Consider the following 26,030-nt stretch of genomic DNA (forward strand, 5'->3'; position numbering starts at 1 on the left):
AAGTAATTTATTCAAGCTTATTTATTCATTAAATAATTGAAAAAAAAGGCGGACTTAAATCAAACAAAATAGCGTCTGTATAGAATTGATAAATGTTAATAATTCTTGACTCAATTTTCATCATAAATAAAACCCGCTGAATTCAGCGGGCTTTGTTATCCTTTATTCAATGTCAAAAATGACCTTTTCCGTATGTTCTTTTAAATCTTCCAAATTGGTGTTGTTGTAAATAATACAGTCTGCCAATTTGATTTTATCTTTTTCAGGCATCTGCTTTTCCATTATGGACTGTACTTCTCTGTATGTTTTGCTGTCCCTGTCCATTACCCTTTTGATCCTGATATTATCTTCTGCAGTTACCAATACAGATCTATAACATTCTCTGTTAAGTTTAAGCTCAAATAATAAAGCGGTTTCTTTAAAAATTAAATACTTGGTCTGCTTTTTTACCCAATCTTGAAAATCGAGGCGTACCACCGGGTGGATGATCTGATTTAGTTGTTCCAGCAGATCTGTGTTGTTGAAAACTTTATCAGCTACAAATTTTCTGTTATAAAAGCTATTTTCATCATATGCCTCTTCACCCAGAAGCTCTTTAATCTTTGATTTCAGCGCTTCATTTTCATTGACGATATCTTTTGCCCTTTCATCAGAATAATACACCGGAAATCCGAATTCCTCAATAAATTTTGCGACGGTAGTTTTTCCCGAGCCTATTCCCCCGGTAAGGCCGATAATTTTGGGTGAAGATAATGGTTCCGGCTCAGCCTTCTGAGTTTCTGAATGTAGTTCTTCCATAATTTATATTAATATCCGAAAACATCATTAAAACTAAATGTCTCATCAAGCCTCACTCCTTTTTCTGTCATTTTAAGACTTGCCAGTTCATTGTGAGCATCATGTTCAAAGAACAACAAATATTCATTATCCACACACTGTTTTAAGAATTTTCCTTTCTCTTCAAGCGTAAGGAGAGGTCGTGTATCATATCCCATGACATAAACCTGGTTAATATGTCCTGCAGTAGGAATAAGATCCGCTGCAAAAACAATGGTTTTTTCCTGATACTGAATTACAGGAAGCATTTGTTTTTCTGTATGGCCGTCTACAAAGATGACATCCATTTTAAGATCCGGGGCAAAACCGTAGTTCCCGGTTGTAGGAAGGGGTAAGAAATTAAGCTGACCGCTTTCCTGGATCGGAATAATATTTTCTTTTAAAAAACTTGCCTTCTCTCTGGCGTTGGGTTCTGTTGCCCATTTCCAGTGGTTTTCATTGGTCCAGAACTGTGCATTTTTGAAAGCTGGTCGGTATCCTGTTCTGTCATCGTTCCACTTGATAGCGCCACCGCAGTGGTCAAAGTGAAGATGCGTGAGGAATACATCCGTAATATCTTCTCTTACAAAACCGTATTTTTTTAAGTTTTTGTCTAAATTATCATCTCCCCAAAGCGAATAGTGGCTGAAGAATTTATCGTCCTGCTTATTACCCAGTCCGCAGTCAATCAGGATCAGCTTTTTGCCGTCTTCTACAAGCAGGGAACGGGTTCCCAGCTCAATCAGGTTTCTTTCGTCTGCAGGATTGGTTTTTTCCCACAGACTCTTTGGGACGACCCCGAACATGGCGCCGCCATCCAGTTTAAATTTTCCGCACTGTATTGGATATAGTTTCATATTAAGATTTATAATGTTTGTTTATTTCTGAAAAATAAGATTTTCACGGCAACCGGAAAAATAATTTTAAGTAATTTTTTGTTGACGAATAAATAGGTCATAACCTGTGCAATTAAAAAAGTTCGCCCGGATTTTTTGGTCTGGAAATATTTAAATGTTTGTATGCTTTATCGGTTACTTCACGCCCTCTCGGCGTTCTGATAATAAATCCTTCCTGGATTAAAAAAGGCTCATAAACCTCTTCCAAGGTTTCCGGATTTTCCCCGATGGATGTTGCCAAAGCAGAAATACCAACAGGTTTTCCTTTAAAATTTTCAATCATGACGCGCATAATCTTGTTATCCATCTCATCGAGTCCGAACTCATCCACATTCAAAGAATCAAGAGCATATTTCGTAATGTTGATTTCAATTTCTCCATTTCCTTTGATTTCAGCAAAATCGCGTACCCTTCTCAGAAGAGCATTGGCAATTCTGGGAGTTCCGCGGCTTCTGCGGGCAATTTCGATGGCAGCATCTTCATAAATCCTTACGCCTAAAACCCTGGAACTTCTTTGAATGATCATCGATAAAAGCTCGATGGTATAATATTCCAGCCTGCTTTGGATCCCGAATCTTGCCAGCATCGGTTTGGTGAGCATTCCGCTTCTTGTGGTGGCACCTACCAACGTAAAAGGATTTAAGCCGATCTGAACACTTCTCGCATTCGGACCCGTTTCGAGCATAATGTCAATTTTATAATCTTCCATTGCAGAATATAAATATTCTTCTACAACCGGAGACAGCCTATGAATTTCGTCAATAAAAAGGACATCATTTTCTTCAAGATTTGTTAGCAATCCGGCAAGACTTCCCGGCTTGTCCAGAACGGGCCCTGAGGTAATTTTGCAGTTTACGCCAAGCTCGTTGGCGATAATATTTGCTAATGTTGTTTTACCGAGTCCAGGCGGACCATGAAGTAAGACATGATCCAGTGCTCCGCCACGTTTTTTGGCAGCAGTTACAAAAACTTCGAGGTTTTCCAGCGTTTTTCTCTGTCCAGCAAAGTCTTTAAAACTCTGCGGGCGGATCTGTTCTTCCTGTGCAAGCTCTTCACGGGAATAATTATCTTTATCCGGGTGTAAAAAATCGGGCATTAATTCAGTTTCATTTACTGTAAAGATAGGAAAATTGAGGTTAAGAATAAAGATTGAAATATAAGATTAAGGTTATGACAGAAAGCATATGTACCGATCATGTATCAGATTGATATATTTTAAGTATTTTTGAAAGAGAAATAAAACTGAAAATCAAAGTTTGCTCTGATGTTTGATTTGCTTAGATTCCTATTAAATGACAAGCATCCGCACAATTTTGTCATGTTGAAACCTTTAGGTTAGACATAGTCAAAGCATTTAAACTTTGCAAAGTTTTTAACATCAACTTTAGAATAAATGAAACTAATTGGACCCTTTAAGCAAGTGGTAACTCTTGCCAATCTTCCGTTAAGAGGAAAGCTATCCGATGAACAGCTGGAAATTATTGAAGATGGCGGACTTATAGTCAGTCAAAATAAAATCCAGAAAGTTGGAAATTTTGAAGCTTTACAATCCGAATATCCGAATATAGAAATTGAAAGAATAGAAGAGGAGCAAATTGTATTGCCAGCTTTTACGGATTCCCATACTCATATCTGTTTTGGGGGCAATCGTGCCAATGATTTTGCAATGCGCAACGCAGGCAAGACATATCTCGAAATTGCCGAAAGCGGAGGAGGAATCTGGAGTTCCGTTCAGCACACAAGAAATGCGTCCGAAGATGAATTGTTGAAAACATTACTGGAGCGCATAAACTTTTTAATCGCTCTCGGAATTACCACCATCGAAATAAAAAGCGGATATGGTCTTGATGTTGAAAATGAGCTGAAAATGCTTCGGATTATCAAAAAGGCACAGCAGAAAACAAACGCGACACTTGTTCCTACCTGCCTTTCTGCCCATTTAAAGCCGAGAGATTTTGAAGGAAGCAATCAGGATTATCTGCAGTATATTTTAACAGAAATTTTGCCTAAAGTAAGAGAAGAGAATCTGGCGAAACGTGTGGATATTTTTATTGAAAAATCAGCATTTCTGCCGGAAGAAAGTAAAGTGTTTTTATTAAAAACTAAAGATTTAGGTTTTGAAATAACGGTTCATGCAGACCAATTTACAGCGGGAAGCTCCAGGATTGCCGTAGAAGTTGGCGCAAAATCTGCAGATCATCTGGAAGCAACTGTTGATGAAGATATTGAATTTTTGGCACAATCGGAAACGGTTGCAACAGCTTTACCGGGCGCAAGTCTTGGGTTGGGAGAAAAGTTTACTCCTGCGAGAAAGTTATTGGATGCAGGAGCAATTTTGGCTATTGCCAGCGACTGGAATCCAGGGTCGGCACCGATGGGCAACCTTATTACACAGGCATCAATTTTAGCAACTTTTGAAAAGCTGACAACCGCTGAAGTTTTAGCCGGAATTACTTTCCGTTCGGCTTTTGCACTCGGACTGGAAGACAGGGGAAAACTGGAAAGCGGTTTAAAAGCAGATTTTGTGACATTTAAAACCGATAATTTCCAGAATGTTTTATATAATCAGGGGAGTTTAAAAGCGGATAATGTTTATGTTGATGGAATGAAAATTAAATAATTTATTATAATAAAGAATATGTTTAGGTGTTCTTAGAAGGAGATGACAATCTTGCGTTTTTGCTCTGCGCGTATTGTCATGCTGAAAGCATCCAGACACAATCATAATACAGATGATAAAAAATAATGTTCTAATTGAATGAAGGAATTTATAAATTTTATGTTTATATCTTAACCAATAAAAGCAGAACAGTTTTATACACAGGAGTTACAGGAAATTTACATCAAAGATTATTCAGCATGTACATAAAGTTAATCCGAATAGTTTTACTTCAAGGTATAATGCTTGTTTCTTAATTTATTATGAAAGCTTTGGCTGGATACAACAAGCTATTGAAAGAGAAAAAGAAATCAAACTTTTAAAAAGGAATAAAAACTTGAATTAATAAGAACTGCAAATCCTAATTTAGATTTTCTTAATTATCTTTTTGAATAAATGAGCTGAGATGCTTCCAGCATGACAAATACGAACCACACAAATTAATAATTGATAATGAACAATATCTGGCAGGGAAGATTAGACGGAGAAGAGTTGCTTTTCCACAGAATATTTCAGAGAGTTAAAGAAGAAACCAACTATGATCTTATCTCAACGAAGGATTTCGTTTTACACGGATTTGCTGTGGATGAAGGCGTTCGTAGAAACAAAGGAAGAGAAGGTGCAAAAGATGCTCCTGATATTATTAGAAAAAATATATCAAATTTCCCTGTTATCCGCCCGGATTTTACCTTGCTCGATTTCGGAAATATTACCTGTGACGGAGAAAATCTGGAAGATGCTCAGAACAGCCTTGCAAAAAATGTATCTAAGGTGCTGCTGAAAAATGGCCGATCTGTCGTTTTTGGCGGCGGACATGAAGTTACCTATGCCCATTATCTTGGCGTAAAAACCGCTTTTCCCGAACAAAAGATTGGAATTATCAATATTGATGCCCATTTTGACAACCGTGAGCCTGAAAACGGAGTAGGGCCGAGTTCGGGTACCGGATTCTGGCAGATCGCTCAGGGTGGGCCAATCAATTCTTTACATATCGGAATTCAGAGAAATTCGAATACGCTTAAATTATTCGATACAGCTCACCAATATGGAATGAAGTACATACTGGCCGATGAAATCTTTTTTGAAAACCTTCCATCAATTTATCAGAGAATTAATGATTTGGCAGAAAGTGTTGATTATCTTTATCTTACTATCTGTATGGATGTTTTCAATTCTTCTATAGCTCCCGGAGTTTCTGCTTCAGCTTATAACGGTATTTTTGCGGACGCAGCATTTATGCATCTTTACAGGCATATTTTAAAAAGTGAAAAACTGTTGGCACTGGATGTGGCCGAAGTCAATCCGTTATATGATATTCAGGACAGAACCGCAAGGCTCGCAGCAACACTCGTTAACGAATGGTTTATGATTTAACATCAACCCGATAGAGAGAATCATTATTTTATTAGTATACAAGGAATATATTTTGCTCCTTTCATTACGCTTTTAAAGCAATAATAAATTCATTTTGAATTTAAAACAGAGACTATTTTATGGAACAATTAATTGAAAATAAACTTATCAGAGCAGATAAGGCATTTTCAGAATGGAAGAAAATTCCATTCGATCATCGGCAACAACTCATTGCCAAGGCAGCTGAAATTTTAAAATCACGATCAGAAGAATTTGGAACTATTATTACTTTAGAAATGAACAAGCCAATTTCACAGTCCATTGCAGAGATTGAGAAGTGTGCTTTAATGATGAATTATTACGCAGATGCCGAAAACATTTTACAACCTGAAAAAATACAGTCCGAATATTCTTACTCCGAGATACATTACGTTCCGAAAGGGGTAATTTTGGGAGTTATGCCATGGAATTTTCCTTTCTGGCAGGTTCTGAGATTTGCTATTCCGGCTATTCTTGCAGGTAATACCGTCGTGCTGAAACATGCATCAATCTGTTTCGGCAGCGGAAATGCTATTGAAAAAGTATTTCTTGAAGCGGGCTTTCCTGAAGGCGTTTTCCAAAATCTTGAGATAGGACATAAAGATGTAAAGGAAGTTCTTGAACATAAAACGATTTCCGGTGTGAGTCTTACAGGAAGTGAAAAAGCAGGAGCTGAGGTTGCTTCCATTGCCGGGCAGCATATTAAAAAATCCCTACTGGAATTAGGCGGCAGCGATGCGTTTATCGTTTTGGATGATGCAGATCTGGATGAAGCGGCTAAGGTAGGAGCTTTGGCGAGACTTCAGAATTGCGGGCAGACATGCGTTGCAGCAAAAAGATTTATCATTGACGAAAAAATTGAGGATGCTTTTCTTCCGAAATTCATTGAAGAATATCAGAAATACATTCCTGCTGATCCCATGGATAAAGAAACGAAAATTGCCGGAATGGCAAGACCTGATCTTGCAGATGATTTGGAAAAGCAGTTTCGTAAAGCATTGGAAAACGGAGCTGAAATTATTCTTCCCCTGGAAAGAATTTCTGACAACGAATTCAAACCCGGTCTGATTCGTGTGCGGGAAGGAAACCCCATTCTGCAGGAAGAACTATTCGGACCACTGGGAATGGTAATGACTGCTAAAAATGATGAGGAAGCATTACAACTGGCCAATGATATTCCTTTCGGGCTTTCAAATTCTGTATGGACACAAGATAAAGAGCGACAATTATTTTTTATTGAAAATTTGGAATCGGGAACGGTAAATATCAACAGAATGACAAGTTCTGATCCTCGTTTTCCTTTTGGCGGTACTAAGTCTTCAGGATATGGAACCGAGCTTTCTCTATTGGCTTTAAAGGAATTTGTAAACGCAAAAACGATTTTAGGTCAATAATAAAACTAATTTTAAATTGGATTTATTAGTTTTGAAGAAAAGTAAACACCTCAGAAGTACAGTTGGTGGAAAGATGATACTTCTACCATAAAAAGAATCGTTTTGCCATTATTAGAAAAGAAATAAAATAAAAAACTCCCGATTATCCGGGAGTTTTGCTTTATGATAAACCATTCAAATTAAACGGTAGTTAATCTTAATGTATTTGTTTTTCCGCCTTCATAGGATGGAGTAGCGTTGATGTTGATTACAAAATCACCAGCCTCAATATATCCGTAGTTGTGCGTAAGCATATTTACCTGGATAATCGTTTCATCAGTAGATTTCTTCATATCATAATAATAGGCGTGAACACCCCAAAGAAGGTTCAGCATGGTAATGACTCTTCTGTTTCCACTGTACACGATAATGTGGGAATTCGGTCTGTGTGCTGAAAGCTGGAATGCAGTATATCCTGAACTTGTTAAAGTAACGATAGCAGAAACATTGGTTGTTTTTGCAATTCTTACTGCTGCCAGACAAACCCTGTTGGTAATGAATCTCTCGTCGATACAATTGAAGTCTTTTTCGATGGGCTCATTTTTATGTTGATAGAAGTGTGTGGTCTCAATATTTTTTACAATTTTGGTCATGTTTTCCACTACCTGTACCGGATATCTACCTACTGAAGTTTCTCCTGAAAGCATTACCGCATCGGCACCGTCAAGTACGGAGTTGGCTACGTCGTTTACCTCTGCTCTTGTAGGCGTAAGGCTGTTGATCATTGTTTCCATCATCTGGGTAGCAATGATTACCGGTTTGGAATAGAATCTTGCTTTTTCTACCAGAGTCTTCTGGATAGCCGGAACTTCTTCCATTGGAACCTCAACTCCTAAATCTCCACGGGCAACCATTAATCCGTCGCATTCCAATAAGATTTCATCGATATTTTTTACCCCTTCCGGCTTTTCAATTTTAGCAATAATCGGCGTTTTGAATTTTCCGTTCGGGTGTTTGGCAATAAGTTCTTTCAGGTCAATAATATCCTGTGCATGACGAACGAAAGACAGTGCTATCCAGTCAACATCCTGGTCCAGCATGAAATTGGCATCCTGAATATCCTTTTCCGTTAAAGCAGGAAGAGAAACATTCGTATTTGGTAGGTTAACACCTTTTTTGGAGCTTAATGGTCCCCCTTGAATGGTCTTTGCTTTTACAGTATCGATAAGGTTGGTTTCCATAACTTCCAACACCAGTTTACCGTCATCGATCAGGATTCTTTCCCCAACTTTTACATCCTGAGGAAATTGCTGATAAGTCATATAAACTTTTGTAGAATCTCCCTCAATCTTTTCATTGGTGAAAGTAAGGATGTCGCCCGGATTAAGGTAAGAACCTTCCTTTACCACCCCAACTCTTAGTTTTGGGCCCTGCAAGTCTCCTAAAATACCAACAGAAAAGCCATATTCTTTATTAAGCTCTCTGATGATTTCAATATTTGAACGAACTAAATCGTAATCAGCGTGTGAAAAATTGATTCTGAAAATGTCAACACCTGCTTTCATTAACCCTAACATTACTTCCTTCGACGATGAAGCCGGACCAAGTGTTGCGATAATTTTTGTCTTCTTTAAATACTTATTCATAATACTGGATAATTTGATAAAGTTCTTCTTCAGAACCTAATGTATAATCTTGAATAGGAAATACAAGATTTTCAGGGAGCAAAATTACGGAAAAATCAGGAAACTGTTCCGAACTATGCAAAATATATTGTACTTCTATGTGATTATTTAATAAAAATTTAATGTTTTCTTCTCCTGTAAAGAGCTCGGTCTGTAATTTTTTTTGTTTACTTTCCGAACATCGGTTGGAAATGAAAGTGAAGCAAGTTTTTGTAAACTTATGATATGCTTCAAATCTTGGAAAAAAGTAATCATAATAAGACCCGTGATAGATGAGGTCATCAATCCGTTTAAAGTTCAGATCGTTTTTTTGATTAACAGTAAAGAAAAACTCATGATCAGGTACATTTTTGGCTAATCTTACCAATCCTATGGTAACATCTTCAAATTCTGTTTCGTCGAGATCATAAAGCTTTTGAATTTCCAAGTATGTTTTCTTTTTTGTTTAAAATATAAAATGCTCTCTGTGCTGCTTTTTCTTCCGCCTTTTTCTTGGAGGTTTCGGTAGCATTCGCGATTTTTTCTTCCCCGAGCCACACGTGGCAGCGGAACACAATCGATTTGTTTACCTGTATTTCTTCACAGGTTTCGTACTTTATATTTAATTTTTTCTTTTGGCTCCATTCGAGAAGGAGACCTTTGTAGCTTACAATTTTATTTTCAAGCTTGTTCATCTCAGTGGGCGTGAGAAGCCTTTCTAAAATAATCCTCCTGCATGTTTCATACTGAAAATCCAGGTAAACGGCACCTATTAATGCCTCAAATAAATTTCCGGAAATATTTTCGCCTAATGCCACAGAGGTCTGCTTTTGCAAAAGGTCGGTAAGCTTTAGATCTTCTCCTAATTTATTAAGATTTTTCCTATTCACAATCTTGGATTTCATTTGCGTCAGGTAGCCTTCATTAGCCTGAGGATACGTCTGAAACAAGTGGCATGAAATGATTGTGCCCAAAACAGAATCTCCTAAAAATTCAAGTCTTTCGTAATTGCTGTCTTTATTTTTAGAAGAGTTTTTCACAGAAAAAGCTTCACGGTAAAGAGCAACATTTTGCACCTCAGTACCCAGAATTTTATTTAATTCAGTACTGAGAAAATAGTCTCTCTCCGTTAATTTTCTTTTTCTTTGTTTGAGAAGGAATTTAGAAAAGTATTTCTGTAACTCCATTCAGTAGATTTAGATTTTCTTAAATAGAACGCAGGCGTTGTGCCCGCCAAATCCAAAAGTATTGCTCATGGCTACTTTTACGTCTTTCTTCGCAGCTTCGTTAAATGTGAAATTCAGTCTGCTGTCGATATTTTCATCATCCGTAAAATGGTTGATGGTAGGAGGAACAATACCATGAATAATCGTTCCTAACGCAGCAATAGCTTCAATAACTCCTGCAGCACCCAACAGGTGGCCGGTCATTGATTTTGTAGAATTAATCTGAATGTCGAAAGCATGCTCTCCCAGTAATTTTGAAATTGCATTGGATTCTGCAATGTCTCCTAATGGAGTAGAAGTACCGTGCATATTGATATGATCTACTTCATCAGCAGTTAGTCCTGCATCTTCCAGGCAGTTTTTCATTACCAGATAAGCGCCTAATCCTTCAGGATGCGGTGCGGTCATGTGATGTGCATCTGCACTCAGACCTCCGCCTTTTAATTCTGCATAAATTGTTGCCCCACGTTTTACAGCGTGCTCATATTCTTCAAGGATGATACATCCTGCACCTTCGCCCAGTACAAAGCCATCTCTGTCTTTATCAAAAGGTCTTGAAGCTGTTTTAGGATCATCGTTTCTTGTAGATAATGCCATCATAGCATTAAATCCGCCGACACCGCTTGCCGTAACGGCTGCTTCGGAGCCTCCACATACAATTACGTCTGCTTTACCCAGCTGGATAAGCATTTTGGAATCAATTAATGCATTGGCCGAAGAGGCACAGGCAGAAACCGTAGTGTAGTTGGGACCGTGGAAACCATATTCGATGGAGATATGTCCTGGTGTGATATCAGCAATCATTTTAGGAATAAAGAAGGGATTGAATCTCGGAATTTCCGTATTGGCCCATCCTAAAACTTCAGTTTCAAATGTTTCCAGACCTCCGATACCGGAGCCCCAGATTACACCGACTCTGTTTTTATCTACGCTGTCTTCAATAATTCTTGAATGTTGTACTGCTTCTCTTGCAGCTACCAGCCCGAGTTGCGTATTTCTGTCCATTTTTTTTGCTTCTTTCTTATCGAAATGCTGCAGCGGATCGAAATTTTTTACTTCGCAGGCGAATTTTGTCTTGAAGTTTGTGGCATCAAAAAGAGTAATCGGAGCGGCACCGCTCTCACCTTTCACAAGATTTTCCCAGTATTCTTTTGCATTATTTCCAATCGGTGTTATTGCTCCAAAACCGGTTACAACTACTCTTTTTAATTCCATAAACTTAGTTTAATTTTCTTTTTTGTTGAAGAATATTATTTATTTACTACTTCCTCGATATAAGCGATAGCGTGTCCTACAGTAGTAATTTTTTCAGCCTGATCATCAGGGATTTGAATGTTGAATTCTTTTTCAAACTCCATGATTAGTTCAACTGTATCCAATGAATCAGCTCCCAGGTCGTTAGTGAAGCTAGCTTCAGGAGTTACTTCTGTTTCTTCAACGTCAAGCTTATCAGCGATGATAGCTTTTACTCTTGATGCAATGTCTGACATAGTAAATTTTTTTTTAATTGTTAGATGGTGCAAATATATAAAATTCTTTACGATAAAACATTTTTTTAATGCTTTTTGTCGCCCATAGGTATGTATTTTATCGCATCAGTGTTTAGTATTTTCGTTTTCAGAGCTTTATATTTTGTTGTTTCCCAATCTTATTTAAGCCTGATTTATTTAAAATACAAATCTTCTTTTATTGTTTGTTGCGTCGTGAAATCCCAACGTGTTCTTTTCATTTTAATGCACACAGTATTATCATTAGTTTTGCATTTATTTTTTTAAACACTAGTTTTTATCTGAATGAAAAAAATTATTTGCGTTGTATTATTTTCAGTTTCCTTAGCATTACCGGCACAGACCAAAGGAAAGGTTATTAAAATAAAGGATGGCGATACGGTGGTGGTTTTATTGGCGGACAATACCCAGAAAACGCTGAGACTGGCGGAAATCGACTGCCCCGAAAACGGACAGGCCTTCGGAAGCAATGCCAGACAATTTACCGCCGGCCAGGTGTTTGGAAAAACGGTTGTTTTCTATACCATAGGGAATGACCGCTACGGAAGGAGTGTTGCCGGGGTTTTCTATGATGGCGACAAATATCTGTCAAGGGAAATAGTCAAAGCCGGATTCGGGTGGTGGTATTTTAAGGCTTCTAAAAATACGGAACTGCAAAAGCTCCAGGATGAAGCGATGGAAAAGAGACTGGGCTTGTGGAGTGATAAAAAAGCCGTTGCGCCCTGGGAATTCAGGAAAAATAAAAAGAACAAGACAAAATAAAATACACTCCAATTGATATTAGAGTGTATCATGTTGATAAAATCATCCCACCAAATCATTGGTGAAAATAAATTATATTTCAGATGACAGTAAATTTTATGCTTTGCAGAATGCGTCCCATGTTGTCCAGAAGTGAGCATTGATGGCTCCCGGAGCCGGGCTGGTGCTATCCGCAACAATTCCTACCATAGAAGCACAGTTGGAGTTGCATCCGATCTGGTTTCTGCTTCCTTCCTGAGCCGGGATTTCTCTCCATGTTCCGGTAGAACCGCTTAACAATTCTACTTTAATATCAAAAATTCCTGAAAGACCCGGAGTCTGAAGTTGCTTGGTTGGGTTTTCGCTGGAGATCATGTCTTTCCAGTTTCCTTGTGAAAAGGTTACTCTCCACTGTCCGATCATTTTTGCCGTGTCATTTTGCGGTGAAAGGTATACCCAGAACTGAGCACCTCCTCCTAACTTTAATTCTCCCGTAGAATTTGCGTTGTAGCTTGTGTTTGCTTCCATGATGTTTGTTTTTATAGGTTGTTTTGTAGGTCAAAGTAACGCAGAAAAAAACATCCGGAATAGCGTGGAAATGACCAATTGTTGGGTTAGGTGTTTGTACGGAGGGGTGAGGGGTTGAAATTTTAAGATTAATGATTTGGCTTTGTTTAAATATGTATATAATAAATATATTTATCTTGTAATTGAATAGGATATTAGGTGTTATAAAAACAAAAAAGAGAAAATACAAACGCATTTTCTCTTTTTAATTTTGTGGAGTTGGAGGCTCAACTTGATTTGTTTGATAATTAATGTTTTACATTTATTTATTTTTTCTTGTACCAACAATTGTACCAACAAAATTCTTATTTTTACTTTTCTAAATTTACTATAAACAGTGTATAAATTGATAATTATTCGTCATGTCTAAAAAATTTAAATGTCATATTTATTTTAGTAGTAGTTTACTTTGAAAAAAAAATTAAATTTGTCCAGTCATTTGTTGAAATGAAAATTTATAATTCACTTAATAGTTCTGATTTTGCAGATATTGCGAAATTATTTTCTCCAATTTATATTGATTTTATTGCGAACAATCAATATGAGGAAATAAATCATATTATCACAACATATAAAAAATACTTTCATTGTACAGGAAGTGTTTCTATTCTTGATATTTATAACAATCTCTATAAATTGTTAAAACAAAATTACAGGAATGAATATGTATTTAAAAATGGAATTTATAAAAGTCTAATTTTATTAAACCATAACATAAATAAATGTGTTGTTATTCCTGAATTTAATGTTGGTGCTTCAAAGGCTGATTTAGCTGTTTTTAATGGTACATCAACTGTTTATGAAATTAAATCTGAAATTGATTCTACTGAAAGATTGAAATCACAGATGGACGATTATGAAAATTTTTTCGAATTTTTAAATGTTGTGATTTCGAGAAAACATTTAAGCAAAGTGAAAAAAATCATTCCCTCCACTGCAGGTATATACATATATGATGAAAAAAACAAAATTATTTTAGAAAGAGACTCTACAAGTAATTTGCATAATTTGAAACACAGGAGCCTATTTTATTCTTTAAGAAAACCTGAATATTTATATATTATTGAGCGAAAATTTGGTTTTATTCCTAAAATTCCAAATACTCAAATCTTTGAATACTGCTTTGATTTATTTAGTAAAATTGATATATATGAAGCACATTCCTTAGTAACTGAAGCTTTGAAGTTTAGACAATTCAAAAATGACCAAATCAATCTTATAAAGCTATTACCTGAAAGTTTAAAAAGCATTTCTATTTCAAAGCGGTACAATAAATTAAAATGTGATAACATTATTAAAAACTTAGCTATTTTGTATAATTAGTTGAAAATATTTATATTAGATGATAATATAAAAACTTTAACTATGTATTTTCCAATTTTTTTAGCTAAAAAATATGACATTTTAGCACTCTGTGATTTAGATGAGAGATTATTTAAAAATACTATTCCTATTTTAATACCTCATTATCATAAAGATTTTAAAAAAAATATCAAAAAAATAGTAGATAAAAATATCTATTTTATTATTGTTCTAAATTTTAAAAGAATTGGTTATCCAACCATAAGTGATATTGAGAACGATTTAATTAATGATGTTCTCAAAGACTATAAGAATTATTCATTAGCATATTGGACTTATAATGATACTTCTAAATTAGAAATTCAAAATTTTATTAATCAAAATGTAGAATTGGAAAAATCTATAATTCATAGAGAGAATTTTTCTAATATTTCATATTTAAATAAACAAGATTTTAAATATAATATTTTCATTGAAAATTATGTAGATCAAGATTATATAGACTTATTTGAAAATAATAATAAGGTGTATATTCAAGATGGTTTTAAAAGACAAAAAAAGAATGCAGATTACCCAAAAATAAGTAGTTTTTCAGATAATCATTATTCTTATAAATCAAGAGGTGGAATAGGATTTGGTGATTTTACTATTATTGGCCATGATTTAAAAGATGGAGGTGGAGCAGCGTATGCTGTTGCTATACATATAACAAACGCTCAAAATAAAACCGCAAATGTTCATCATTTTGTTTCAGATACAGTTACAGGAAGAGAAAACCCGGGGGGGAAGTTTATTGAAGCTTTGAATCATATGATGAAATTTATTGATAAGCATACAATTTTTGAAGGTATTGGAATAACCACATACAGAGACTTACATAAAAGAAAGCACTTTCCAGGCCTACCTATAAATAAAAAATTAGGTATTATAAACCATATAGAACAAATAGTAAATATTATATGAATTAACACAATTAATTAAAAAATAAACCACTGGATGTTTTTAACATGCGGTGGTTTATTTTTTACAGTGACTAAAAGATTTTAAATATTTAATGTTATCATTTTTTAGGTTGATTTGGTGGGGGAGTTGGTGGTGTCCCTTGTTTTACTCTTCTTGGAGTTTGAGGTGGTGGTGGAGGTGGTGGAGTTGGCTGATTAGCAAAACGTAATTGATTCATAACTTTTATATTATAAGTTTCTTGTTTTTCATGTCGCATATAGTTTGTACTAAATATAATTCCACCAATAAAAATAGCAATGAGACTATTTATTAAATGTATTTTTGACCAGTATAGATAATTCGCTTTCTTATCATTATTATAAATATTAGTGGTAAGGCATTCTGAAATTATTTTATTAACATTATCTTCTAAGAGGCTCTCAAAAGTTATTCCGTTTTGTACAAAATATGCTTTATTTGATTCGTAATAGGTTCTTATGTTTACCTCTTCCTTTTGAATAAAATCGGTGCAAGGAAAATATTCATACGTATAGCCTTTATACATGCCATTATAAGATAATAAAATAAATATAATACTAATAATCCAAAATATTATTGATAATCCAATTAATCCCCAAAATGCTATTTGTAAAATGCTATTTTCCTGCTCATAATTATATTTAGTTACAAGGTAATAAATTGCGGCAACAAAAGCTGTTAGGATCCCTATGGGGATATTTAATGAGTTGTCTAGGGCATACCTTCTTTCATCTTCTTTATAATACCACTCTAAAAGAAAAGCGTGAGTTTTCATTGTTATAGGATTGATTTCAATTTGTAGCAAGATAAATAAAAGATATAAATAATACTATACGTATTTTCCCGATATTTTAATCTTATTTTATTAAATAATATATAAATAAAAATCCCACTGGAATTAGTGAGATTTTTATATTTCTATCAATTAACTTATGCAGTTAAAATTACCTTATTTGCTTCTATTTGAGAATTTCTATCTTTAGTTTGATATTCTCTTCGGACAGTTTCTAACTGCTTATTCATAGAAGCAATAGCTGATATATGGCGAGGGCTATTTAAAGAGGTTACTTTACCTTCTCGCGCCATTTTTGCTTTAATAGCTTCTGTTTTACTTACTTTTTTTATCATATTTCGAAATTATTAAGGTTGTGCTCAAATATTTGAAATCGTGGCAAAGTTAACACATTACTTTGTAAAATACCACTTTTTTCATCAAATAATATCAATTTCTCTTGATATGCAGCAATAATTAATGGTTTATTAGAATATATAATTTTCTGTGTTGCATCTAATATAATCAAACCATTTGCCATTTTATTTTTCATAAGTTCTTTTGAGCTAATTTCCGTTATCCAAATGAATTTAGGCATGGCAGATTCTATTATTAGGGATTTTAAATCGTCTTGTATTGTTTCGTTTTTAGAAATCTCATGCTTAAAAGATCTACTTGATGCAAGAAATGTTCTTAATAAAACTGTACTATTATCAATGAGAGGTTCGGGGCCTGTTGTTAAAAATTCTAATATATAGTTTTTTGCCTCATATGCCTCTAAATAAATTTTAGTATATAAAGGAACTATAAAATGAGTTATTTTACATTTGTGCCATTCTGCTGAATAATGTATTGTAGGTTCATTCAATGAAGCTCTTTGATATGAAGGTTGATTATCATCAATAAAAATAAAATCTTTATTTATAGTATCAAAATCATATATTTTAATGTTTTTGGACTGTAGAATATGTTCTATAGATGAATTTATATGAGGCCACATGGCGTCTATTTTAGAATTTTCTACTTTTGTATGACCGATAGCCAATAATGCATGAGCAATATTTTCTTCATCATCAACGGTAACAATAATGGGAATACCACTTTCAACATAACAACTTAATAGACCCTCAAATTCTTTTCCATATTCTCTTTTACTGTAGATTCTTGCTCCAAATCCAAACTCTTTGAGAGCATATGACATTTCACTTATGCTTAAACCTTTCGAAGGAATTTGCCTTTCTGAAGACATCTGACGTAATGTATTGGTTATTTTGGAAGGCAGCAATGGTTGATAATCGGAATACTTATTACTAAAATACTCCATAATAGCCCATAAACTTGTTTCTGCGCAACTTATTGTTTCGGTATCTTGTGATGAATGAGGAAATCCTTTTACAGTAAACTTTAAACCATAAACCGTTGTGTGGAATTTACTTACGCAAGCGGTAAAATTATTATTTTTTAATAGTAAAGGAGATATTACACTTCTGCCAATTATAAAAGGGTCAGTTGGGCGTAAAACAATGAATCCTCTATATTTCTGTTGAAGTTTTTTATATTTATTTTTATCCCTGAAATCTGTATCTGAAATTTTCCCTTCAAAAAATGATAATCGAATACAATTTCTTTTGTAATCAGGTAATTTTGAAGAATAATAATGATAATAGCTATCTCTATAAACTTTATCTACATATTCGGTTTCAGCAAGAATGTATGTTTCATCCTTAAAGTTGTCAAAACTTGGTTTAACATATTGCTTAAAAAGATTTTTGCTATTAATTTCATTAATATTAAATTCATCCATTAAAAGAAATTTTATTAAATTTTTCCCTTTTTTAATAGATGTTATGTAAATATTTATGTTCATAATTGTGTAGATAAATTTAAAATGTTGATCTAATGATATGATACTTATAATATTTTATTTTAGATGTCTTAATTCATCATCAATTTGGAAATCAAATTTTTGATGTAAGTCCATAAAATTGAGATTTCCGTTAAAAAGAGCCTTGTCTAATACGAACTCACGATATTTATTAAGATGTCCTCCTTGTAATGATACTACGATTTGAACTTTATTTTCTTCAATATAATACGTGATATCTTTAACCCAAAAGTAATTTGTTCCCACAGCAGCTTTAATAAAATAGAATTCCAAGCTTTCATAGACTCTTGGGATAAATGGAAGTGTTAAATTAATAAAGCAATAATCATCATAATGTTTAAAATGTAGTTCCACATTATAGCCCCTTTCGTCATAAAATAAAACAGGATATTTCTGATTGAGCTCTAAAATATCTATATACATCTCACGACGCCATCTGCTAATTTTGGTATTGCTATAACAACTTAATTCTGCAATTTTTTTTAGGCTAATTCCTTCCTCTATACTATTAAAATATTGGTTAATAATAATCCAATTTAAAAAATCATTATAAGGCTTTTTATTGTTTTGTTTGAGCAATATTTTAGACCAATGAATCATATTTCCCAAGCAATATAAATATTCATGGGTCTTTGCATTATGATTAAATTTTAAACGTTCTTTATTTCTAGACATTTTATATACAATTAGTTAATCTAGATAAACCAATTTATTTTATTGAAATCATTTAAAAGTCTATTGCTATACTTTTCATCAATAGAATGGATATAACAGATATGACCATACAACCAATCATAAAAATTAAGTGAATTATATCCTTTAAATTCGTTGTAATTTTTGTTTAAATGATTTTCAACCCCATGTTTTCTACAAAAATGAATATGACGGGCAATTTGCTTTCTATATTTTTTGGAAGTATGAACTCCATTTGTAATAGTTAATCCTGTCACGAATTGTTTTGTTCCCTTCTTCATATATTGAATTTTATCTTCATTAATATAAAAACCTTCATCGTTAATAATTCTTAATACAAGTTTTATAGGAGGCAACATTCCATCACCCTTAATTGAAAATGTAAGGTCATCGGCATAACGAGAATAAAAGAAATTCATTTTTTTAGATAATGCTTCAAATCTACTATCCATTTTAGTAGCTATAATGTTTGCCAAAGCTGGGCTAGAAGGAGCACCTTGCGGCAAAATTGAAGGTTTTGTTTTAACAAGTTCAGATAAAATTAATTTTTCTCTTTCAGTAAAAGCTTCCCAGTAATCAGGTTGATGCTTTGCTGTACAAAGTTTGGCTAAACTTACCGATAAATTACCATGGAATCCCATAGCTCTAAAAACTCCATAGACTCTTTTCTCTGTAATAGTATCATAAAATTTTAAAAGGTCTACTTTTAGAATTATATCTGACTTTTCATGAGTTTTAGCATTATCTTTGATCGAAATGCCTTGCCTAAACCCTTTGCAACTTTCTTTCAAAGGATATTTGTTCAGTATATTAAAAAGAAGCCATTTTTGAATATATTTTAAATCTTTATGAGGAGCTATTATTTCGCGATATCCGCTTCTTTTCTTTTTGAATTTAAAATATTTATATCTTTTTTCTTTATATTCGAATCTATCAAATTCAACTTCTTCCCATTTAATATCACCAACTAAAAATCTTAAATAATCTGACTCAACTCCTATTACAACAGCTAAATGCTCTATTGTAAATATTACAGGATAATCTTTATCAATTAATTGATTCGCATATTTTAAACAGAGATCTATATATTCCTTAGAGTGTCCCTGTTCTTTGGCTGCTTCTTTAAATTGTTCAATGGGAAATGATTTCATTTGTTACTCTTACTCGGTTGTTTGATAATATTCATAACAGATATTAAATGTTAGTAAGGATTAGAAATGGCAACATTTAATATCTATTATGCATAGTATTTTATGCTGCTTTAAAAAGACTCCTTAATGATTCTCAGCAACAAGGCACTGAGAAAACCTTTTACAGTTAAATGCTAACAAATTACGTCATCCCATTGAACGTTTTTGGTAAATATATGTATTTTTTGATTTCTAAATTACTTTTTGATTCATTTCTAATTTTGTCTTTTTTAGACAGTGTTTTAAGATTATCTAATATTAAAAGTGCATTACTTGTAAGTTCATAGCTTCTTTTTTGAACCAAACCTTTGTTTAAAGCTTCTAAATAAATTAATCTAAGTTCTTCTCTTGTTAACCCCAACATTTGACATATAAAAACATTTTCAAGCCCTAACGATTTTAAATATATTAACGCAACAACAGCATGATTTTGCTCATTTAATTTTTGATAATCAGCATCCCTTATATCTGGCTGTATAGCTATAATTGAGCTGCCATTAATTATATCAATACCTAATTTATCACATATGCTCAGATAATAAACAATTTCTTTTTTAAACTTTTTGGACTCTGACATTCTAATTTCAGATTTTCTAGGAAATAATGGCTTCCAATCCGAATCGCCCCAAATCAGAGGAATTGTATTATTTGGGGTTCCATGAAAGAAAGCAACAAGGGCTTCACTATTATCATAACCAAAAGGTAAATAAGATTTTGGAGGTCTAATAACCTCAATTTTATTACCGTAATATTTAGTAATTCTTTTAATATCGTATTTATTCTTAAATAAATGTAATGGTGAAAGTGGTGAGTGAAACAGTTTATGTCTTGTCTCGGAGTAAATTTGAATTTTGTTATCCTTCTTTAAGATTTCATTTTTTCCTTCATCCATTATGATAGATGAAAGAATAAAAATACTATTAAAGCCATTATCACTTATCCATTTTTGTAAATCGGAATTACTATATTCTTTGATAAACGTTTTACCACTTCCAATAAAATCATCTAGAAAAATTATATGTTGAAAATCATGAGGTCTTTTAATCATTTGAAAATCATGAGTAATTAAATTATACTCTTCATTTCTACTAATATACTTGTTTTTTATAGCTAATGCTTGTCTATTTTTATAAGCTATAGTGTTTCTTAGAGGATAAGTAACTAACGTACCACTCTTTCCAACTTTTCCATAAGGATAAATAATAGCTCTTTCATTTTTAGGAATTTTTTTAAAAATTTCCTTTAATAAATAATCTATCCTTAACATGAATTCATTAAAAGGAATATATTCAAAAATTCTTAGTAAATCTAAAGCATGGGACACATCATTTTCTTCAAAGTTTTCTAACCATTGAACAATAACAGTAGGACGAACAGAAAATTTTAATTTCGGTAATAACATTTCGACCTGTCTTATTGAATTTTCTTCATATTTGAAGTCATGTCGTCTCATAGTTTTTTATTAGTTAGTTTTCTTGCTCATAAAATATTTTATAGTATTTTCGTCCACTTTCGTCAATACCTTGTTCTATTAATTCACTATTTCCGTGAATGTATATGTCAAAATTTTTATCAAGCTTTAAGACGTTTTTGAAAACCCTTGCTTGTTTTTTTACTGCTTGTACAGAGATATCAAAATTATCTGAAAGCTCTACCTCATTTTCCTGTCTATAATTTTCATCAAACTTTCGAAATGATTCAATAACACTGCTGTCTGCAAAAACCTCTGATTCGAATTCTTGTTTGTCGAAAGTTTCGTGCTTTTTAAAATAGTCTACTGAACGGTTGAGAAAGTCTATTTTCTCTGCCTTAGATATTTTAAAATCTTCAGGAATTTGTTTAGTAATAAAGTCCTTGGTTATAGAAAGAAAATCTTTTGTGAAATGATAATTATCACTTGCAGGTGTTATACTTAAAAAGTCGTCTTTCCAGTATTGTGTATCGTTTGATTTATTTGAATCTACTATACATACTTTATAGCCGTTTTCTTCCTCTAAATTAAAGATTAAACATCCTTTGTCTAATTTATCAATATTGACACCACTTTCGTGTCCAATTTTTGAAGACGTTAGTTTTAAAAAAATGTCTTTTTTTTCAGACTTGAACAAACCTATCGCATCTGTTTTTTGCCCCTCAAATAAACAGTCTTTAAAATAACAAATACAAAACTCTCCTCCATTTATTTTGGGATGCGAAGACTTTTCATATAAATGCTTTGAAACATCTATTGATAATTCATAAAGATTTTCTGGCTTTGCAAAAATTCTTTTAGCAAAAGTGTAGGTGTCATTGAGGTTAAGGTCAGTTGGATAATGAAAATTATAAACCTCATTATTGCTGAATGGAGAAAGAAAATACCTTAACAAATATTTTTTTGTGTCTTCATTTTCTAAATTTAGGTTTTTATCAGATACTTCGATTCCTTCGTCCCTAAGCTTATTTCCAACTTTATGGATGTAGATAGATTCAAATGTTATTTGAGTAAAATCAATCATTTTATTATATTGAATAGTTTTAATTTTTCAAGTTTAAGATTTTCAATTTCCTTTCCTAATTCCTTTTCAAGATTTTCAATACTTGATAAAGATTTCACTGAATTTGTTTTCATTAAATAAGGAGCAGATTTGAATACTCCGTCAAATTCGGGTTTGTTTTTAAGAGCATTTGAAAAGTTATATGTAACCTTATACATTCCATTTTTTATATTTAAAAAGTTAAATTTGTATAGCACTCTCATTTCTTCTAGAAAAATTGATTCTTTTGCATTTAACTCACTCAACTCTGTTAGTGTTTGTAACCCTTTTCCTTCAAAATTTATAATTAAGTCCTTGTCGACTTTATCACGATAGAATTCTGGAATTTCTGTGTTTTCATCGAACTTAAATCTGATATTTTGAATATCCGCCTCGTGGAACATTGCAGAAGAAGCAATATTACTAAAGCTAAGCAAGAAATTTACCCTTTCAGTATTTGAGCTAAAATTCTTGAACATTGCTTTTATTTTTTCCTCTTCAATAAAATCTATACGTTTAAACTCTTCTTCAACAAGCTTTACTAAGCGGTTAACTATATATTTGTCTGCTTTATTAATCGTGTTTTCGGTTACTACTACTAACTGATTATCTTTTTTCTTAACTACAACCTCTGCTTTTCCTGGTTTTGTATTAACCAATAAGCTACTTGTAGGATCTTTTGTTTCTGTAATCAACGTTAATTTGAATTCATCTTTTGCAGGACTGGCTTCAAATTTTAAACTATCTGAATTGATAATTTTGACATTTAGACCATCTGTCAAATTATCTGTGTTTATTTTTACTTTCTTAAATACAGATTCTAATGTTTCATCTTGTTTAATATTAAAAAATGCATCAGAACTGTTTACAGTTTTCCCTTTTACATCAATATAGGATTTAAAATCTTCAAGCTCTTTAGGGCTAAAAAGTAATGAAGTCATTAAATCAATTAATTTTTTTATGTCTGCGTTTCTTGTGTAAATTCCCTTTTTGCCAAGAAAGAATTTAATATCATTCGCTGTTATTGCATCCGTTTTAAGAAAAGGTTTTATAATATCTCCATACGGAAGTATATTGACAAAAGCTTCGTTTAAATGTTTTGAATTTACTAAAGATGGCTGATTATCTTCCTCGTATGTTTCATTCTTACTTGTAATTACCTTTGTATTTGACAATGAATCCAATGCTTCTGTATCAATGCTATTGTATTTTAGCACTTTAATCTTTTCATCTAATAATTCTTCGTTAAAAGAACGGATAACTTCAAGGGCATCATTTTTATTATCTGCTTCATTATAATCAGGAAAATAAAGAATATATTCATTTCCATAACCACTTGTAAGGCTAATTGTTAACCAAATGAGCTTTTTTAAAGCTTCCTGTGAAAATGGGTCAGAACAAAAAAGGAGAAAACTAATTTTAGATTTACTTTCTTTTGTAATAGGCAGCACAGAAGAATTAATGTATTGGGGAGGCAGCTTTAATCCTCTTGCTCCAATGCGATTTGGGCTTTGAGTAGCTTCTGTTATTGGATATGCAAATTTTACAGGTACGTCTGGTCTATAATTTTTTGCAGTTGTAATACTGCTAATCAAAAAGTTAGCTTTATTATTATCTATTAGAAAATAATTCATATTTTCATTGAGTAAATTTCGTTTATAGTTTTCTTTGGTGTAATGAATAAAATCCGTTGAAACCTCACTGTTATCCGTTGAAAGCCAAAATAAAAGACTGTAAATATCCGTAGAATCAAATTTTTTTAGTGGAATTTTATTCTTTTTTTCCAAATCCAAATATACAATATCAGTATCGTTTAAATATTTTGATATCTCTATCTTGGAAGTGTCAGGGTATTTAAGTGAATGGAGAGAGGAGACCATTATCAAATCTCCCGAATTTTCTTTTAACTTACTTTCAAAATCTCCAAGAAAATTGACCGAATGCACTTCATTTTCTTCTGTTTTTTCATTAAAACATTCTACAGTATAGTTTTCGCCAAACTGATGCCAACCAATAAGCTCTAATATTTTCTTAACTATCCTATGATTGATAGGAGTATTTAGATTTTCCGTTGGTGGAGCTAAGGAAGCATAAGGATTGTTGTCAAGTTGCTTTTCAACTGCACTAATCCATTCTAAAAGTTTTGTGTCAAAATCAGCCCTTGATACTTCTTTTCCAATAATAGAACTTGTTCCAAATTCCAATGTTAATGCTTTTACTATAAGCTCTCTAACCTGCGATGAAATCTTAGGCTTGTTCTTGTTTTCATAGTATTTATCAATTTTTGTCGATGCTTGGTCAATTAAAACTTGAACATTTAAAGGTTTAATTTCTCCAACTTTTACATTACCAATATCTTTTGCTTTTGAGAGTTTTTCGTCAACATTTCCAATTACAATTAATTCATATTCCGATGCGTTTGGAGAATGAGTTTCAAGCTCTTCACACCATTTTTTAGCAGCAGAGTGTCGAATTATGTTTTCGGAAGATTTTATTTGACAAAGTTTTGCAACATCATTAGCATATTTCCATCTAATGTCTACTTTTTCCGATTCGTCTAATGGCTCAAGTGTTACTGAAGTCCATAAATTATCAGCTTCGAGTGAATCTAATACACAAATAAACGTTTGTATTAAATATCCTCTTATTCCTGCATTACCTCCCATATATTTTAAGATTTTTTACCTTATATATTAACTTTTGTCAACATTATAAACTATATTAATTTTACTTTTCTATTTCATTAAAAGATTTTGAGATACCTTTGTTGCTAATTGTATAGAGTATACTTTAAGACAATTACATTTCGGTATAGCACTTTCATAAAAAGGTAAGATTTTTGAGATAATTTCAATACTGATTTAGTATTTCTAAAGATATAGATGGATTCCTCAATAATTTTTTCCATAATATTTGCGAATATTTTATACAATAATTTATTTTGCAACAATATATGCAAAAAGTACATTTCATGGTATAGGTATTTTCCCTGAATTTATAATTCCCATGAATAAAATAATAAAGCGACAAAATTGTCGCTCTTTATATCTTACCAATTATCTTTTTTAGCTGCATTATTCTGATTATAGATGTAGTCATAAAGACTTTTGCTGAGGTTGTTAAAATAACCAGAAACGCTGTTAATTGCATCCTGATACATTTTTCTTACTTCACCATCCTTTTTAAAGTGTGTCCAACTATTTATAAAATTCAGTTCACCCCAATGCGGTATACCTCTTAAATCTTTACCATTATTTTCAAGCCCAAGTACAGCAAATTTATATTTTCCATCTTTGAAAGAAATTTCGATGTCATACTTGATATTACTGCAAACCTTTACAATATTATTTGAACAGTAAATCTCTTCCGAACTTATACCTTGAAAGCGGATATAATCATTTTCAACTTGTGCTTTTATAACCTCGCTGGGTTTATTATAATTTTTATTAATCCATTCTATTGTTTTCTTATAAAGTTCTTCTTTGCTTTTTCCTTCGCATATAACTACAATAAAGTTGGTTAATCCTTGTGTCTTAGTTATAGTAAATTCCTTTGGTGGGGCTGTTTGCGTTGAGGTTGCTTCCTGTGAAAATAGGCTGTTGGAAAAAGCCAAAAATAGTAAACCTATAAAAGTGTAATTTTTTCTATTCATAATTTGTTGTAATAAGTATTTTAGTATAATTAAATATTATTGCCTTTAATTTTAAAGTGATTTTAGGGCTTATACAAGTGCAATTAAGCATTTATTCTTAATTATTCCTTACGGGATTCCATATGATAGGGCAAGAAAGCTAAGTAAAACACTTTTTATCATCTTGAATTTTTTATTCTACCAGCTCCGATAATAGTAAT

At 32.7% G+C, this 26,030-nt stretch carries 24 protein-coding genes and 1 pseudogene; 7 read left to right on the forward strand and 18 right to left on the reverse strand.

All coding sequences use genetic code 11. The features are described 5' to 3' along the window. Positions 1-162: 162 nt before the first annotated feature. The 3 genes from coaE to ruvB all read right to left on the reverse strand — a co-directional run bounded on the left by coaE (position 163) and on the right by ruvB (position 2,808). Positions 163-798, reverse strand: a complete 636-nt coding sequence (coaE, locus tag HHL20_RS15540; RefSeq protein WP_169232109.1) for a dephospho-CoA kinase — start codon at positions 796-798, stop codon at positions 163-165. Positions 799-806: 8 nt separating this feature from the next. Next, positions 807-1,673, reverse strand: coding sequence for an MBL fold metallo-hydrolase (locus HHL20_RS15545; protein ID WP_169232110.1), 867 nt, complete (start codon positions 1,671-1,673; stop codon positions 807-809). 112 nt (positions 1,674-1,785) lie between these two features. Beyond that, entirely contained in the window at positions 1,786-2,808 is a 1,023-nt protein-coding gene (gene ruvB, locus HHL20_RS15550) for a Holliday junction branch migration DNA helicase RuvB (protein WP_169232111.1), read from the reverse strand. Between the two features lie 297 nt (positions 2,809-3,105). Between ruvB and hutI the strand changes: the two genes are divergently transcribed. From hutI to HHL20_RS15570, 4 genes and pseudogenes are all read left to right on the forward strand, one after another. Beyond that, positions 3,106-4,332, forward strand: a complete 1,227-nt coding sequence (gene hutI / locus HHL20_RS15555) for an imidazolonepropionase (RefSeq protein WP_169232112.1) — start codon at positions 3,106-3,108, stop codon at positions 4,330-4,332. Positions 4,333-4,466: 134 nt separating this feature from the next. Further along, positions 4,467-4,767 (forward strand): annotated as a pseudogene (locus HHL20_RS19765) (GIY-YIG nuclease family protein). A gap of 57 nt (positions 4,768-4,824) precedes the next feature. After that, the gene (gene hutG, locus HHL20_RS15565; RefSeq protein WP_169232113.1) at positions 4,825-5,745 is read left to right on the forward strand and encodes a formimidoylglutamase; all 921 of its coding nucleotides are present in this window, start codon (positions 4,825-4,827) and stop codon (positions 5,743-5,745) included. Positions 5,746-5,864: 119 nt separating this feature from the next. Further along, the gene (locus tag HHL20_RS15570; protein ID WP_169232114.1) at positions 5,865-7,157 is read left to right on the forward strand and encodes an NAD-dependent succinate-semialdehyde dehydrogenase; all 1,293 of its coding nucleotides are present in this window, start codon (positions 5,865-5,867) and stop codon (positions 7,155-7,157) included. Positions 7,158-7,336: 179 nt separating this feature from the next. Here HHL20_RS15570 and pyk read toward each other — a convergent pair whose 3' ends face one another. The 5 genes from pyk to HHL20_RS15595 are packed head-to-tail and all read right to left on the reverse strand — an operon-like array spanning position 7,337 to position 11,516. Continuing rightward, complete coding sequence (gene pyk, locus HHL20_RS15575; protein ID WP_169232115.1) at positions 7,337-8,782, reverse strand: pyruvate kinase; 1,446 nt, start codon at positions 8,780-8,782, stop codon at positions 7,337-7,339. Further along, the gene (locus HHL20_RS15580) at positions 8,775-9,248 is read right to left on the reverse strand and encodes an IPExxxVDY family protein (protein ID WP_169232116.1); all 474 of its coding nucleotides are present in this window, start codon (positions 9,246-9,248) and stop codon (positions 8,775-8,777) included. The genes pyk and HHL20_RS15580 overlap by 8 nt, the downstream gene beginning before the upstream one ends. After that, complete coding sequence (rnc, locus tag HHL20_RS15585; RefSeq protein WP_169232117.1) at positions 9,226-9,987, reverse strand: ribonuclease III; 762 nt, start codon at positions 9,985-9,987, stop codon at positions 9,226-9,228. Before rnc ends, HHL20_RS15580 begins: the two co-directional genes overlap by 23 nt. A 9-nt stretch (positions 9,988-9,996) precedes the next feature. Beyond that, on the reverse strand, positions 9,997-11,241 hold the full coding sequence (gene fabF, locus HHL20_RS15590; protein WP_029295536.1) for a beta-ketoacyl-ACP synthase II: 1,245 nt from the start codon (positions 11,239-11,241) through the stop codon (positions 9,997-9,999). Positions 11,242-11,276: 35 nt separating this feature from the next. After that, positions 11,277-11,516, reverse strand: a complete 240-nt coding sequence (locus HHL20_RS15595; RefSeq protein WP_002976354.1) for an acyl carrier protein — start codon at positions 11,514-11,516, stop codon at positions 11,277-11,279. 303 nt (positions 11,517-11,819) lie between these two features. On the opposite strand from HHL20_RS15595, the gene HHL20_RS15600 reads away from it, so the two are divergent. Then, complete coding sequence (locus tag HHL20_RS15600; protein ID WP_169232118.1) at positions 11,820-12,296, forward strand: thermonuclease family protein; 477 nt, start codon at positions 11,820-11,822, stop codon at positions 12,294-12,296. A gap of 96 nt (positions 12,297-12,392) precedes the next feature. Here the strand turns inward: HHL20_RS15600 and HHL20_RS15605 are convergent, their stop codons facing one another. Then, positions 12,393-12,803, reverse strand: a complete 411-nt coding sequence (locus HHL20_RS15605) for a hypothetical protein (RefSeq protein ID WP_169232119.1) — start codon at positions 12,801-12,803, stop codon at positions 12,393-12,395. A gap of 486 nt (positions 12,804-13,289) precedes the next feature. Between HHL20_RS15605 and HHL20_RS15610 the strand changes: the two genes are divergently transcribed. Further along, positions 13,290-14,165, forward strand: coding sequence for a sce7726 family protein (locus HHL20_RS15610; RefSeq protein ID WP_169232120.1), 876 nt, complete (start codon positions 13,290-13,292; stop codon positions 14,163-14,165). 42 nt (positions 14,166-14,207) lie between these two features. Next, complete coding sequence (locus tag HHL20_RS15615; protein ID WP_169232121.1) at positions 14,208-15,107, forward strand: sce7725 family protein; 900 nt, start codon at positions 14,208-14,210, stop codon at positions 15,105-15,107. Positions 15,108-15,204: 97 nt separating this feature from the next. Here HHL20_RS15615 and HHL20_RS15620 read toward each other — a convergent pair whose 3' ends face one another. The 9 genes from HHL20_RS15620 to HHL20_RS15660 form a co-directional block, all read right to left on the reverse strand. Beyond that, the gene (locus tag HHL20_RS15620) at positions 15,205-15,900 is read right to left on the reverse strand and encodes a hypothetical protein (protein WP_169232122.1); all 696 of its coding nucleotides are present in this window, start codon (positions 15,898-15,900) and stop codon (positions 15,205-15,207) included. A 155-nt stretch (positions 15,901-16,055) separates the two neighbouring features. Beyond that, complete coding sequence (locus HHL20_RS15625; RefSeq protein WP_169232123.1) at positions 16,056-16,253, reverse strand: hypothetical protein; 198 nt, start codon at positions 16,251-16,253, stop codon at positions 16,056-16,058. Further along, positions 16,250-17,701, reverse strand: coding sequence for a hypothetical protein (locus HHL20_RS15630; protein ID WP_169232124.1), 1,452 nt, complete (start codon positions 17,699-17,701; stop codon positions 16,250-16,252). Before HHL20_RS15630 ends, HHL20_RS15625 begins: the two co-directional genes overlap by 4 nt. Before the next feature lie 117 nt (positions 17,702-17,818). Beyond that, complete coding sequence (locus HHL20_RS15635) at positions 17,819-18,457, reverse strand: hypothetical protein (RefSeq protein WP_169232125.1); 639 nt, start codon at positions 18,455-18,457, stop codon at positions 17,819-17,821. Positions 18,458-18,477: 20 nt separating this feature from the next. Beyond that, the gene (locus tag HHL20_RS15640) at positions 18,478-19,626 is read right to left on the reverse strand and encodes a reverse transcriptase family protein (RefSeq protein ID WP_169232126.1); all 1,149 of its coding nucleotides are present in this window, start codon (positions 19,624-19,626) and stop codon (positions 18,478-18,480) included. 181 nt (positions 19,627-19,807) lie between these two features. Further along, positions 19,808-21,118, reverse strand: coding sequence for a phosphoribosyltransferase-like protein (locus tag HHL20_RS15645; protein ID WP_169232127.1), 1,311 nt, complete (start codon positions 21,116-21,118; stop codon positions 19,808-19,810). 13 nt (positions 21,119-21,131) lie between these two features. Continuing rightward, positions 21,132-22,160: a nucleoid-associated protein gene (locus HHL20_RS15650; RefSeq protein WP_169232128.1), complete on the reverse strand. Its 1,029-nt coding sequence runs from the start codon at positions 22,158-22,160 to the stop codon at positions 21,132-21,134. Next, entirely contained in the window at positions 22,157-24,844 is a 2,688-nt protein-coding gene (locus HHL20_RS15655; protein ID WP_169232129.1) for a hypothetical protein, read from the reverse strand. Before HHL20_RS15655 ends, HHL20_RS15650 begins: the two co-directional genes overlap by 4 nt. Before the next feature lie 383 nt (positions 24,845-25,227). Next, positions 25,228-25,830 (reverse strand): DUF4468 domain-containing protein, encoded by a 603-nt coding sequence (locus tag HHL20_RS15660; RefSeq protein ID WP_169232130.1) that lies wholly within the window; start codon positions 25,828-25,830, stop codon positions 25,228-25,230. Between the last annotated feature and the right edge of the window lie 200 nt (positions 25,831-26,030).

The sequence above is a fragment of the Chryseobacterium cheonjiense genome, assembly GCF_012927265.1.
Classification (GTDB): Bacteria; Bacteroidota; Bacteroidia; order Flavobacteriales; family Weeksellaceae; genus Chryseobacterium; species Chryseobacterium cheonjiense.